This is a genomic window from Streptococcus mitis (genome assembly GCF_946188685.1).
GTDB classification, from domain to species: Bacteria; Bacillota; Bacilli; order Lactobacillales; family Streptococcaceae; genus Streptococcus; species Streptococcus mitis_CC.
Genome location: NZ_CAMHWH010000002.1, coordinates 243,446 through 257,743, shown reverse-complemented (window position 1 = coordinate 257,743; position 14,298 = coordinate 243,446). Strand labels below are relative to the sequence as shown.

Annotated in this window: 11 protein-coding genes and 1 other annotated feature; all 11 genes read right to left on the bottom strand. The window is 39.8% G+C overall.

Annotated features, from left to right (window positions below; translation table 11 throughout):
* Positions 1-26: 26 nt before the first annotated feature.
* Positions 27-1,022: a tryptophan ABC transporter substrate-binding protein gene (gene trpX, locus N8N51_RS03060; RefSeq protein WP_004259575.1), complete on the bottom strand. Its 996-nt coding sequence runs from the start codon at positions 1,020-1,022 to the stop codon at positions 27-29.
* 263 nt (positions 1,023-1,285) lie between these two features.
* Positions 1,286-1,504, bottom strand: a binding site (T-box leader).
* Between the two features lie 96 nt (positions 1,505-1,600).
* The gene (ppc, locus tag N8N51_RS03055; protein WP_261103545.1) at positions 1,601-4,297 is read right to left on the bottom strand and encodes a phosphoenolpyruvate carboxylase; all 2,697 of its coding nucleotides are present in this window, start codon (positions 4,295-4,297) and stop codon (positions 1,601-1,603) included.
* Positions 4,298-4,321: 24 nt separating this feature from the next.
* Positions 4,322-5,545 carry a cell division peptidoglycan polymerase FtsW gene (ftsW, locus tag N8N51_RS03050; protein WP_261103544.1) on the bottom strand — a complete coding sequence of 408 codons (1,224 nt, stop codon included), beginning with the start codon at positions 5,543-5,545 and terminating at the stop codon, positions 4,322-4,324.
* 160 nt (positions 5,546-5,705) lie between these two features.
* The gene (gene prsA / locus N8N51_RS03045) at positions 5,706-6,644 is read right to left on the bottom strand and encodes a peptidylprolyl isomerase PrsA (protein WP_004254642.1); all 939 of its coding nucleotides are present in this window, start codon (positions 6,642-6,644) and stop codon (positions 5,706-5,708) included.
* 66 nt (positions 6,645-6,710) lie between these two features.
* Positions 6,711-7,424: an O-methyltransferase gene (locus tag N8N51_RS03040; RefSeq protein ID WP_237446910.1), complete on the bottom strand. Its 714-nt coding sequence runs from the start codon at positions 7,422-7,424 to the stop codon at positions 6,711-6,713.
* A gap of 1 nt (position 7,425) precedes the next feature.
* Entirely contained in the window at positions 7,426-9,228 is a 1,803-nt protein-coding gene (gene pepF, locus N8N51_RS03035) for an oligoendopeptidase F (RefSeq protein ID WP_261103542.1), read from the bottom strand.
* Between the two features lie 18 nt (positions 9,229-9,246).
* Positions 9,247-10,200, bottom strand: a complete 954-nt coding sequence (locus N8N51_RS03030; protein ID WP_261103540.1) for a competence protein CoiA — start codon at positions 10,198-10,200, stop codon at positions 9,247-9,249.
* 73 nt (positions 10,201-10,273) lie between these two features.
* Positions 10,274-11,134, bottom strand: coding sequence for an SAM-dependent methyltransferase TehB (gene tehB / locus N8N51_RS03025; protein WP_261103539.1), 861 nt, complete (start codon positions 11,132-11,134; stop codon positions 10,274-10,276).
* A gap of 15 nt (positions 11,135-11,149) precedes the next feature.
* Positions 11,150-11,617, bottom strand: coding sequence for an SsrA-binding protein SmpB (gene smpB, locus N8N51_RS03020; protein ID WP_261103538.1), 468 nt, complete (start codon positions 11,615-11,617; stop codon positions 11,150-11,152).
* A complete protein-coding gene (gene rnr / locus N8N51_RS03015) occupies positions 11,580-13,934 on the bottom strand; it encodes a ribonuclease R (protein WP_261103537.1) in 2,355 nt (784 codons plus the stop codon). The genes smpB and rnr overlap by 38 nt, the downstream gene beginning before the upstream one ends.
* Before the next feature lie 101 nt (positions 13,935-14,035).
* Positions 14,036-14,269 carry a preprotein translocase subunit SecG gene (secG, locus tag N8N51_RS03010; protein WP_000282517.1) on the bottom strand — a complete coding sequence of 78 codons (234 nt, stop codon included), beginning with the start codon at positions 14,267-14,269 and terminating at the stop codon, positions 14,036-14,038.
* Between the last annotated feature and the right edge of the window lie 29 nt (positions 14,270-14,298).

Sequence of the window (14,298 nt, the reverse complement as noted above, 5' to 3'; positions counted from 1 at the left end):
GATGTCCCCAACTCCTCCATTACAGATTATTCAATCACTTGTCCTGCTTCTTTTAGAACAGATTCAGGAATCGTAATACCTAATTCTTGTGCCAATTTTTTGTTAATCACTGACTTACCAGTTGAAAAGACATTAACTGGAGTATCAGCTGGTTTTGCACCTTTCAAGACTTGCGCAATCATTTTACCTGTTGCCACACCAAGGTCATGTTGGTCAACTACAACTGATGCCAAACCACCAGCTTCTACCATGGCAGTTGCGCTTGGATAGATTGGTTTTTTAGCGGATTGATTACTTGAAACAACAGTTGAGAAGGCTGAAGCAATTGTGTTGTCGATTGGAACCCAGATAGCATCAACTTTGCTAGTCATAACATTTACTGTTGAAGCAATTTCATTTGTTGAAGGAACAGCAAATGTTTCCACTGTCAAACCTGCTTTTTCAGCATAAGCCTTAAATTCTTCTACCTGTGTTTTTGAATTGTCTTCGCTGCTTGAGTAAAGGGCTCCGATTGTTTTCACATTTGGTGTCAAAGCTTTGATGAGTTCAACTTGTTGTTGAGCTGGGTTGTGGTCAGATACCCCTGTAATGTTGCCACCTGGTTTTTTCAAATCTTTGACCAAGTTAGCTCCGATTGGGTCTGTAATAGCAGCCATGATAACCGGTAGATCTTTTGTGGCACTAGCCAAACCTTGAGCAGCTGGTGTTGCAATACCAACCACAAGGTCATTCCCATTTGCAACCAATTGTTTACTCATTGTTGCAACCTTACTTTGGTCGCCTTCTGAGTTCATAAAGTCAATCTTCAACTGGTCATCTTTATAACCTTCTTCTGCAAGTCCATCTTGAATCCCTTTATAAATCAAGTCAAGAGATGGATGGCTCACAAACTGAAGGACACCAACTTTGGCAACTTTCTTTTCATTCTTAGCTTCTGGTTTATTCATTGAAGAGTAAATCAAGCTTCCTGCTACTAAGACTGCTAATGCAGCGATAATTCCAATTAAACGTTTATTTTTCATTCTATTTCTCCTTTTATTCCTTTAAAATACTTCACTTATCTAATACTCTTCGAAAATCTCTTCAAACCACGTCAGCGTCGCCTTACCGTAGCTATGGTTACTGACTTCGTCAGTTCTATCCACAACCTCAAAGCAGTGCTTTGAGCAACCTGCGGCTAGCTTCCTAGTTTGCTTTTTGATTTTCATTGAGTATAAACAATTGACGCCATCGTTTTCTTTCCATACTAACCTCCATCAAAAAAGTCCTCACACAAAAAAACTTGTGTGAGGACGTCGATGCGCGGTACCACCTCAATTATAGGGAATTTCCCTATCGCTCTGTCTCGCAATAACGAGATGCACTGTAAGGTGTGCTCACCGAATTTTTATGATTTCAAATTCTAAATACTATTCAGCCCAATTTTCATCATCATCACTTATCTGTTTTCAGCTACCACAGACTCTCTAAAAAGTTTATTATGATTACTTTTCTGAATGGTTAAATTATATCATTTTTCAACTACTTGTCAAGACTCTTTTAGCATTTTTTTGAACTATTCAAAAACTTCCCCTATGAAAAAGAGGAAGTTTGATAGGTATCAGCCAGAATTACGCAATCCTGTTGCAATTCCGTTGATGGTTGTATGGATTAATTTTTCTTGATCACTTGATAATTCTCCTCGGCGTTGACGTTTAATCAACTCCAACTGGATATAGTTGAGGATATTAAAGTAAGGCATACGGTAATCCAAACTCGCTTTTAGATATGGATTTTCAGCCAAGAGTTCATCATATCCTTCGATAGCCAAGATAACTTCCTTGGTGACTTGCCATTCATTTAGAATAGTCTCATAGATTGCTTTTACTTCTTCATCCTCACACAGTTTGGCATATTCAAAAGCAATGTTCATATTTGATTTTGACAAGACCATGTCGACATTTGAAAGAAGCGATTGGAAAAAAGGCCAGTTTTGGTACATATCTCGTAGGATAGCGATATTCTCTGGATTTTTATCGATAAATTCCTTGAAGCTTGAACCAACCCCATACCAGCCAGGGAACATGACGCGACTTTGCGACCATGAGAATACCCAAGGGATGGCTCTCAAACCACCGATTTCAGTAATAGTCTTACGAGCAGCTGGACGAGAACCAATATTAAAGCTTGAAATAGCCTTGATTGGACTTGACTCGAAGAAATAATCATAGAAATGGTCATTACCAAAGACCAAATCACGGTAGATATCGTAACTACGGTCCACCACTTGATCCATAATAGCTTCATAACGATTTGAGGTGTTGGTGTCGCTCTTCTTCTGCGTAATCATACGGTTAATGGCTGCAGATACTAGCATTTCAAGGTTATAGTAGGCAGCATCTTTGTTACCGTATTTATTCCCAATTACTTCACCCTGCTCCGTCAAGCGGATACGATCCTTGATAGACTTGAGCGGTTGAGATGTGATGGCTTCATAGGTTGGTCCACCACCACGACCGACAGTCCCACCACGGCCATGGAAGAAGGTAACCTTAACGCCAAATTCATCTCCAATAGCAGTCAATTGTTGTTGAGCTTTGTAGAGGGTCCAACATGATGATAGATAGCCACCATCTTTATTACTATCAGAGTAACCAAGCATGATTTCTTGGTAGTTATTACGTGAAGCAATCCATTTCTTAGCAAGAGGAAGAGAAAGATATTCTCTCATGGTTTCTTCTGAGTGATCCAAGTCCTCAATTGTTTCAAAGAGAGGAACAATTTGGACACGGGCTCTTTCTTTGTCAACTAGCCCTACTTCTTTTAGCAAGATAGCCAATTCCAACATGTCTGATACGCTGGTTGCATGTGAAATGATGGTCTGACGAATGACATCATCTCCCAACTGATCTTTCAACTTACGAGCAGCCTTAAAGATTGCTAATTCTTTTTCAAGTAACTCTGATTTTTCAACGTGAGTGGCAGAAAGAATACGTGGATCTTCTTCTAATTCTTTCAAAAGAAGCTGGCATTTTTCTTCTTCACTTAGTTCGCTATAATGAGAATGAATACCTGCTGATTTCAAGAGTTCAGCTACACAAGCCTCATGAACACTAGAATCTTGACGCATGTCAATAGATGCCAAATAGAAACCAAAAATTTCAACTGCCTGAATCAATTCAACAAAATCACCAGAAATCAGTGCTTCACCCTTGTTTTCCAAGAGGGAATCACGAATGGTAATTAAATCCTTATAAAAATCATTAGCTGTTTCATAGCGAGCCCCAACTTCCTTATCTTCAATCAGATAAGCTTTTGTTGCTTGGATTTTTGATTGAATATCAAACAAGGCACGACGATACAGCTCTTTTTCACGATAAATCGAGTTATCCTTGGATTGACGAGCCATTTCTCTAACTTGCTTGCTTACATTGACGATACTAGTTGAGAGAGAGAATTCACGATAAAGTTGGTAAATCTTTTCATCATAGTAATTCATGATGACTTCACACTGGGTCATAGCAGATTGTTTCAAGGTATCTGCTGTAACAAAAGGATTCCCATCACGGTCTCCACCAATCCACATTCCCATGGTAATTGGTTTAGGATGTTTCAACTCCAAGCCGTGTTTTTTAGCCAGACGCTTGTACTCAGCAGTCAAATGAGGAACTGCCTTCAGGAATGAACTATTGTAGTATTCCATAACATTCGTGATTTCATTGGTCACTTTCAATTTCTTTTCACGAATCATATCTGTCTGCATGATAATCTCAATGTAACGACGGAGATCATTATGCCATTTTTCCTTATTAATCAAACCTAATTTCACATCACGGTACTTACGCAAAAGGGTATGGATATGGTTAGTCAAATCCAACATACTCTTACGTTGCACTTGTGTTGGATGGGCTGTCAAAACAGGGACAACATTCAAGTGTTCTAGAATTTCAACCGCATTTTCTTTTTCTGCAACCATTTTGATCGTTGCTGATAATTTACCAAGATAATCTTGATCGATATTATTTTGATGGTTAATTTCATAGGCCAAATCCACGTCTTCTGAAATATTAATCAAAAGAGGCAAGATAGAGAAATAGCGTGAAATATAAGCCATTTCATCATTTGACAGACTCGTAACCAATTGGTTCAAACCTTGATAATCTTCTTGAGTTGACAATTCTTTCAACTGCATGATTTTTTCAAAAGTCTCTGGGGCAAGCATGTTTTTAGTGATATCTTCTAACAATTCTGTTAAAATCAATACTTCTTCTTGCACGACAGCTTTATTACTATAGTTTTCTAATTTTTGAAGAGACATAGGTAATCCTTTCCACTCTCAGCTCTACATATAGTTTGATGAGTGAGCTTCTAACTCCTCATATAATTGGGCACGTTTTTCACTTGCATCAATATTTAAGACAAAGGCGATGGCTACAGACAAGACTAGGAGACTGTTCCCTCCTTGCGATAAGAAGGGGAAGGTTACTCCTGTCGAGGGAATAATACCAGAAATTCCACCGATATTGACAAAGACCTGTACCAACATCATCCCCCCAACCCCAATCGCCATCATAGAATTAAAGGGATTCTTAGCACGAATTCCTACTAGGATAATTCGCAAAATCAGGAAAAAGACAAGTGCCAAAATCAAACTGGCTCCCACAAATCCAAACTCTTCAATGACAATTGAAAATACAAAGTCTGTATGGGCCTCTGGTAAATAACCACGTTTTTCGATTGAATTTCCTAAGCCTAAACCAAACCATCCACCATTTACCATAGCAAAGTAGGAATTTGCAAGTTGGTGACCAGCTCCTGCCAAATCAGCAAAGGGATTAAAGTAGGCACTGAAACGCTTGGCCACGTAACCAAATACTGGAACTTTTGAAAACTTATCAACCCCAATTATAGAAATAGCTGATAGAGATAGGGCTGAAACTCCAAACAATACACCGATAAAGGCTATAAACCAACGATGAGCAATCCCACTAACTGTATACATAATCAAGGCGACCAGAGCTAGGATAGTAGCATTCCCCAAATCTGGGAAAATAGCCAAACTTCCTATCATTACTAGTAGGACAAAGCGCCAATCATTAAAAGCACGAGGAATCCATTGATTTTGAGTTAAAACTTGAAAATCGTAAATAGCAATTTCATCCTGTTGTTTTGAAAAACGTTGGGCCAAATACCAGACGATGATAATCTTCAAATACTCAGCTGGCTGAATGGTCAACGGTCCTACTGAAATCCAACCATAGGCTCCATTGACTGGCGTACCAATTATCCGAGCCAGAGCCAAAAGAATCAGCTCAACAAACATAACAATAAATAAGAGTCGTTCTTTTCTTAAAAAATTCAGTTTCAGCTTATATATCAAGGCAATCAATATTAAACTAAGTATCCAAAACATTCCCTGACTTCGAACCAATTGGAGGGCACTTTTACCTTCTTCGATAAGAATGGCACTGGTTGTAGAATAAACTACAATCAAGCCCAAAATAGATAAAAGTAAGTAAGGAACTAGAATAGAATAGTTTAATAGGTGCCTCTTACTAATCTTCATAGTATCACCAATCTAATGAGAACAAAAGAAATTATTCCCAAATTCCGTTTATTTTCTAGTTTTGATTGCTATTATACCATTTTTTCCGAAAGAAAAAAACTCTTACCCTTAAGATAGAAGATTTTCTCATAAGAAAAAGAGCACTTGGCTCTTTTCTGTTTTATTCTTTTGAAGAACTGCTTGAGCTTGAATCTCCACCACCAATGTATTGAGTAAAGATATTTTGGAAGGCTTGGTCTTTAACCTTGATGTTGGCTGCTTGCAATTCTTTTCCGATAATGCTTTGAACAAATGATGCGTCGTTTTGTTTTTGAGTTAAGATAACAGTTTTTAATTTTTCTTTGTAATCGTCAATATTAGATGATTTTTCTGTTTTCTTAATCAGTTTAACAATGTAATATTGACTGCTGTAGGCTTGTGTTCCAGTAACGCTAATCACATCAGAAACACCGTTTACATCTAAAGCAAAAGCAGCTTTTTTAACTTGTTCTGGTACTTCTGTTGAAGCAGAATCAAAAGTGATTTCTCCACCATTCGCTTTAGTTTTCTCATCTGTTGAATTATCTTTGGCTAATTGAGCAAAGTCTGCATCACTAGCTTTAGCTTTTTCAAGAATTTCTTTAGCTTTGTCTTCATTGTCCAAACGGATAATTTGAGCAGTCACATCAGGAGTGTATTCGTCAAAGGCCTTCTTGTAAGCATCATCTGTCAATTCAGCTTCTGCTGCTTTCTTAACTGCCAACTCAACCAATTTACTTGTACGAATTTGAGCTTTACGTGTTTCAAGAGTCATTCCTGCTTGCGATAAGACACGTTGGTAGTTCTCACCATATTGTTTCTCTTCTTCGGCAATAGTATCGTTGACTTCTTTGTCATCTACTTCTGAGCCATATTGCTTCTCAAATACTTTTTGGATGGTCATGTTCAACAATACTTGTTGAGCTGAAGGATTGCTTTTCACTTGCTCATAAAATTGATGTTCTGTGATGACATCCCCTTTCATGCTGATAAGATCTGCCCCTTCTGAACCTTTCGAACAAGCTGCTAAAGTTGCTACTGATAATAGTGTAATGGCACCTGCCAATAGTTTTTTCTTCATGTCTACTCCTTTGAGATAAGTGTTACCCTATCTATTTTACTATATTTTCTTAAATTTTTCTGAAAATCATTCGCTGTCAGGCAATTGAACATCTGCTACATTTTTACGAAGCATGAGAATGCCATCTCCCAGAGGTACTAGTGTTGCGGTGAGTCCTGGATTGTCTAAGGTTGCATCAAATAGTCTTTGAAGTCCTCTGTAAATAGTTCGCTGACCTCGACGAACTTCCATAATATCCTTGGCAACATCACCACCTTGGAAAATATCATCCAAGACGACCACACCTCCAACGACCAAATGTTTGAGGATTTCTGGCAGAAAGACGATGTATTTAGACTTGGCAGAATCCATAAAGACGAAATCATAGGACTCTGTCAAGGTAGATAAGACATCTACCGCATCTCCTTCTAGGAGTGTAATTTGCTTGCGACTGTCAAACTGGGCGAAATTTTCCTTGGCAAATCCAATCATTTCTGGATTGCGGTCAATGGTTGTAATCTTGGCCTTTGGAGCATGGTCTGCCATCAAGAGGGCTGAAAAACCGATGGCCGTCCCAATTTCCAGAATGTTTTTAGGTTGTATGGTTTCCATGAGAAAACGGAAATAAGCAACCGTTTCATGGGGAATAATGGGAATATTTTCCTTGCGGGCAAAGTCTTCCAATTCTTTCAAAGACCCTGTGACTTGCTTTTGGCGCTGACGCATCAAGTCTACAATTTCTTCCTTGACGACAGGGCGACGCATGTTATGGTTGGCATTTTTACTATACGATTCAACCATCTTATGCCAATCCCAATTTTTCAACAAGGGCTTCAAACTCATTCAAACGACGTTCAAAGACTGCAAAGGCATCGTTGAGATAGTCTTCCTTCTCCATATCAACACCAGCTTTTCTCATGACATTAAGTGGATAGTCAGACTTACCTGCCTTGAGATAGTCGATATAACGGTCACGGTCTTCTTGACTACCATGAACAATCTTTTCAGCCAAGGCTGAGGCTGCTGCAAAACCTGTTGAATATTGATATACATAGTAGTTATAGTAGAAGTGTGGAATGCGAGCCCACTCGTATTGGATTTCAGGATTGTCTTCCTTACTCAAACCATAATACTCTTGGTTCAAGTCTGCGTAGAGTTTATTTAGGAAATCACTTGTCAAGACTTCACCATTTTGATCCGCTTGGTGAATCGCGTGTTCAAACTCAGCAAATTGAGTTTGGCGGAAAACTGTTCCACGGAAACCATCTAGGAAGTTATTGAGAATAGCAAAGCGCGTTGCATCATCTTCCACTTCTTCCAATAATTTCTCCGTCAAGATATTTTCATTGGTAGTTGATGCAATCTCAGCCAAGAAGATAGAATAATCTCCGTAAACATAAGGCTGAGTTTCACGAGTATAGCTTGAATGCATACTGTGACCTGTTTCATGAACAAGAGTAAAGAGATTGTCTAGATTGTCCTGCCAGTTAAGAAGCATGAAGGCATTTGTATCGTAAGAACCACCAGAGTAAGCCCCTGAACGCTTGCCTTGATTTTCATAAACATCAATCCAACGCTCACTGAAGGCACGTTTAACACGGCTCAAGTAATCCTCACCCAAGACTGACAAAGCATCTTCTGCCTTTTTCAAGGCTTCTTGGTAGGTAAAACTATATTCAACAGATGAAAGCGGTGTGTAGACATCGTACATCTTGAGGTCTGAAATCCCCAAAATCTTTGAACGAAGCTCTAGGTAACGATGCAAGAGTGGCAAATGCTTGCGAACTGCTGCCACCAAATTGTCATAAACACTCTCTGGAACAAAATTGGCTGCTAGGGCTGCATGACGAGCACTCTTGTAGTTACGAACCTTGGCACGGTAGTTTTGCACCTTAACATTGGTTTGCAATGTTTTGGCATAGGTGTGTTGGAATTGCTCATAAGTCGCATAAAGAGCTTGATAAGCACCACGACGCACCTCACGATTTTTAGACTCCATCAGACGTGTGTAAGTCCCATGAGATAGCTGAACTTCCTTACCATCATCATCTTTAACAAATGGAAAGACGATATCTGCATTATCTAAAATAGCAAAAGTTTCACTAGCCGAACCAAAAATTTCTCCAGCTCCAGCCAATAGCTCTTCCTCACGTTGTGAAAGAACGTGATCCTTGCCTTGTAAAAGCTTGTCAAAATAGTGTTGATAAACCTGCAATTTTGGTTGAGCCTCTAAAAAGTCAGCATACTGCTTTTCACTAATTTCCATAAATTCAGGCTCATAGAATGAAAAGGCTTGGTCCAGCTGGCTGTATAGAGTCATTGCCTTGGCATAGTACTCTTGATACTTGGCTTCACGTGTGTCCTGGTCATTTTTCATATGAGCATAAACGTAAAGCTTCTCCATTTGGCGTTCCATTTCAAGAGAAAATTCAGTGATTTCAAGTAGGCTATCCGCACTATCCAAGAGATGGCCTTCATACTGGGCTACTGTCTCCAATTTTTCTGTTAACTCTTTTAAAGCTTCTTCCCAAGCTTGGTCAGTTGGGTAAATCGTTGATAGATCCCATGTATCTTTTTCATTTATTTCATGTCTTTGTAATACCATTAGATTCCTCCATCCTTTCTATTCTACCATATTTTTCAAGAAATATTGCTGATAAAAGGCTGGTGGATAAAGCTTTTGCAAATCATTTTGAGGATTTTTTTGATAATAGGTGTAAAAGTGCTGATAATAGCGAGTCAAATCTTGCTCAATTTGGCAAAAATTACCTACTAGTGGTCTTATTTGTGGATACCATTCTTTTAGTTCATAAGTCAGGAGATTTTCTCCCTTCTGATAGGCTTCTGCTTGTGCTTTCATCCAAATGGGATTTTGATAAAACAGTTGCTGCCGGATATAGCGACAGATGTCCTTATCTTGAGAAACTGTAAAATGCGATATTTTTTGTTTCTTATAGGGAAAACGTAATATCTCCAGTAGACTACCGTGACCATAGGGAAATTCCTTAATCTGATAATGGAGTTTACCTCGAAGATCTTGGTGAATCAGGTATTTGAGTCTTAAAACTTGTTTTTCACTGTCTAATTCCCAAACATAAAAGCCCATGTTTTGACTGAAATAAAGAAAACCTTCTTGCAGACGAGTCAAACGCTCCTTGAGCCAAAGTTTTTCCCCCAGCAACCACAGTACTTGGTAACCCTGACTACGATAGCCCTCACTACGTTCTTTAAGAACTTTTTGAGTCAAGGGACTACACTGAACTTCTAGAACTAGATTGCCATTTACAAATACATCCGCAATCTGTTTAAGCTCTGGAAGCGGGTATTCTAATTGCACCTCTGCCTCTTTTTTCAACCAGTGATAGAGGACTTCCTTATTTGCCAGGTGTTCTGGACTTTCATTTTCAGAGGAAAAATCACAGTCTTTTAAGGTTTTGTGGGCAAAATGGGCCCGGACACTTGGTCCTTGACGCAAACGGAGCTGACCTCCACAAGCTGGGCAGGTGTATGCTTGCTTCTCAAGTTTATCCTCTAACACATTTACCAATTCTCCCCTAGCATCTCTCGCAACAAACATGATTTCTCTCCTTTTCTATATTATTCGTAAAAAAAGAAAAAAGATCAGGAAATTCCCCAACCTTCATACATATTTACTTGATTTTCTTAGCTAGCATGGTCGCAAAGCGTAGTTGAATACGATTGCCATTTTCGTCACGACGGTGCAAATGGCCTGGATTTTCATTGTACTTGACCAATTCCCAGTCCTTGTAATAGTCTGCCAATTCCCCTTCTTTAAAGGTAAATGGGAAGTTCACTGAGCAAGGATAATCTTCCGTATCCATGGCACAAACGATAAGATTATAACCACCGATCGTGGTATGCTCCTGCATATTTTTAATAATTTCAGGAATGCGGTCTGCTTGCAAAAACATCAAAACAACTGTCGAAACGATGAAATCATACTCTTGCCCAATGCTGGCTGAATTGATATCGTAGAGACCAACAGGCATGTCCAAATCTTCTTGCTCCACAATGCTTTGTAAGATTTCAAGGGCCAATTCATTTTGATCTACAGCTGTCACATCAAAACCATTCTGTGCAAGAAAGAGGGAATTACGGCCCTGACCACAGCCCAAATCCAAAGCTTTCTCTGGTTTTACTGTCTGCATTGCCTCTAGGACCTCTGAATGAACCGGATTGGTATTGTATTTCTTAGGAAAATAATCCTCAGGTTTACAATAAAACTCCAAATACCATTCCACATCGTCTGTTACAGCCTCCACTCGGTGCCAAGCTTGTGGTTGTGCCATGGGATTGTCGGCTCCTGCTTCAAAGATGTGCTCAGCTAAAACCTCACCATCTTCTGTCAATTCAATAAACTTGAGAGCTCCCTTCAAGACAGTAATTTTCCCCCAAGTCCCAACCTTGGTATTGTGTTTCTGCTGAACAGCCTCTGGCATGGTTTCTTTATTCCACAAGGGCATACGTTTATAGGCAACTAGTTTTTCCATCTTCATTTCCTCTTTTTATCGCTGATTAACAGCTTTCATAACACGCGCGATGTCGCGGTTTTGCTCACGTCGTTTGATAGACTCCCGTTTATCATAGTCATGCTTCCCTTTAGCTAAACCTAAAAGGAGTTTAGCGTAACCATCTTTGATATAGACCTTAAGGGGAACCAGGGTCATTCCTGTTCCTTTAGTCTCTTGTTCTAATTTTTGGATTTGTTTCTTATGGAGCAGGAGTTTACGACGACGTTCTGGTTCTTGGTTCCAGATATTGCCCTCTTCGTAAGGAGCAATATGAACATTGCTCAACCAGACCTCCCCATTTTTTACTTGGGCAAAGCCATCCTTGAGATTGATTCGAGCAGCTCGTACACTCTTGATTTCAGTTCCTGTCAGGACCATCCCTGCCTCTAGCGTATCTACGATTGTATAGTCGTGGCGCGCCTTTTTATTTTGTGCGACGATCTTTCCCTCGCCCTTTGCCATGCTTAGCTCCTTTCTTAGCTACTTCCTTATAAAAAGGATTCTTTCCTTTTTTCTTCTTGTCTTTTTGTGAATGCTTGCGCTTATCATTTGAGCGTCCTGATTTTCTCTTATCTTCCTTCTTATCTGAACGACGATTTGAACCACGCCCTCTGTCTTTGCAACCAGCTTGTTTCAAGCCTTTTTCAATCACATCAAACTCACTTGGGATGTAAGAAAAGTCAATTTCACCCGTCATCTTGTCGGCTCTTTCAACTCGGATACGGATTTGCTGACCTACACGGAAGGTTGTACCCGATTTCTCCCCAAGCAGGGTCAAATCACGTTCATTGAAATGATAAAATTCAGGTAGATTAGTGATGTGAATCAAGCCCTCAACTGTATTCGGCAATTCAACAAAGAGACCAAACTTGACAATACTTGATACAACCGCATCGTATTCTTCGCCTACGTATTCTTCCATATACTCAGCCTTTTTCATGGCTTCGACTTCACGCTCAGCCTCAATGGCACGACGTTCACGGTTGGAAGACTGGGTCGCAATCTCTGGAATCACTTGCTCAAAATGCTCTGCTATTTCCTTAGAACGGCTGTAATCACGAATCATACGGTGAACAAGAAGGTCTGGATAACGACGAATCGGACTGGTAAAGTGAGTGTAATAGTCAGCAGCAAGGCCATAGTGGCCGTGATTGTGCTCCGAATAGCGAGCCTGCTGCATAGAGCGAAGAAGCATCATGGACAATACATCTGCATAAGGTTCCCCCTCAACAGCACGCATGATGTCTTGGAGGGCCTCCTGGCTAATCTCACTGGCAGTCCCATAAATACGCAAGCCAAAACTCGAAGCATAATCAATAAACTTCTGAACTTTTTCAGCCTTAGGCTCCTCGTGAATTCGATAGATGAAAGGTAGATCCAGCTTGCTAAAATGCTCGGCAACTGTTTCATTGGCCATCAGCATAAAGGATTCAATCATGCGCTCAGCAACACCACGCTGACGAAGAACGATATCAACAGGCTTACCTTGCTTATCCACTAAAATCTTAGCTTCATTGGTATCGAAATTGAGGGCACCACGTTTCACACGCATGTTTTCTAAAATTTCATGAAGCTTGGCCATGAGTTCGATACTAGGGACAATTTTCTGATATTCTTGTCTCTTTTCCACGTCGCCAGCTAGAATATCATTAACATCGTTATAGGTCATACGGAAGCTTGTCTTGATTACCGTTTGTGTAATGGTGTAATTGACCACACGACCATGTTTATCAATCTCCATAATGGCAGACTGGGTTAGGCGATCAACTTGAGGATTGAGGGAGCAGATACCATTTGACAGTCGTTCTGGAAGCATTGGGACCACACGGTCTGTCACATAGACAGAAGTTGCACGATTAAGGGCTTCCTTATCAAGGGCAGACCCCTCAGTCACATAGTAGGAAACATCTGCGATGTGAACACCGAGCTCCAAATTCCCATTTTTTAAAGCCTTGATATGCACCGCATCGTCCAAGTCTTTGGCGTCAGCACCGTCAATGGTAAAGGTAATCTCATCTCTTAGATCCAGACGGCCTTCCATATCCTTTTGAGACGGAACATCAGGCACACTTTCTGCTTCCTTGACAACAGCCTCTGGAAATTCTGAGACAATGTCCATAGACTCCAAAACCTCAAGAACATCAATTCCGACATCCGTTGAATGCCCCACCACATCTAGAACACTCGCGACAAAGAAATCATGTTTCTTGCTTGGGTATTTGTCGATAAAGACCTTGAGAACTTCTGTTCCCTCCAGTTTAAGGGCTGGTTTTTTTACATAAATCGGTTGGCTGATTTTCTGATTTTTCGAACGGATGTAGCCAGCATACTTAGGTTTTTCCTGATCTAGAACGATTTGACCGACAACAGTTGTCAAACTGTGTTCTAGGATATCGATAATTTTGGCTTCCGCCGCTGTTCCCTTGTTACGATCAGCGACTTTCTTGATGACAACCTCAACAGTATCGCCATCAATAGCATAGTTGACATCGTTTTTACCTACAAAAAGGTCGTCCTCCTCGCCTTCTAGACTGACAAAACCAAAGCCATTTTTATGGGCATGAAAAATCCCCTTGAGAGTAATCTCATGTTTTTTCTTAACTTCTAAGGTCAGAGTACCATCTTCTTCAAAACGAATCTGGTGCTTTCTTTCCATTAAGGATAAGGTTTTAATCAACTCACGAAAATCCTTGGAACCGTCTTTTCCCAAAGCCTGAGCCAAGTCATTGACAGTTACCTTTCCCTTATCTTGCAAATATTCTTTTATTCTATCTTTCATATTTTCTTTCTAGATTTTTTAATTTTCTTTTACTGTAAAACCTTTTCAAACATCCTTTAAAAATAAAAAGAGGCAAAGACCTAGTCCTGCCCATTATTTTCTTATCTACTTGATAATACCGTCAATGCTAAGGCAATGGCTAGCCAGAAAAAGACTAAAATCCCTGTCAAACGCTGCATTACAGCTTCAAAACCGCGTGCTTTACTGCGTTCAAACAAATCACCTGAGCTGGCATCAAATACATTGCTGGATTGGTTTTTGGTTGGTTGCATGAAAATCGCAATCACAATCACAACAGATAATACTAATAAAATGGTTAATAATAGGTTATACATATCAAACTCCTTAAAATCCCTATTATTTT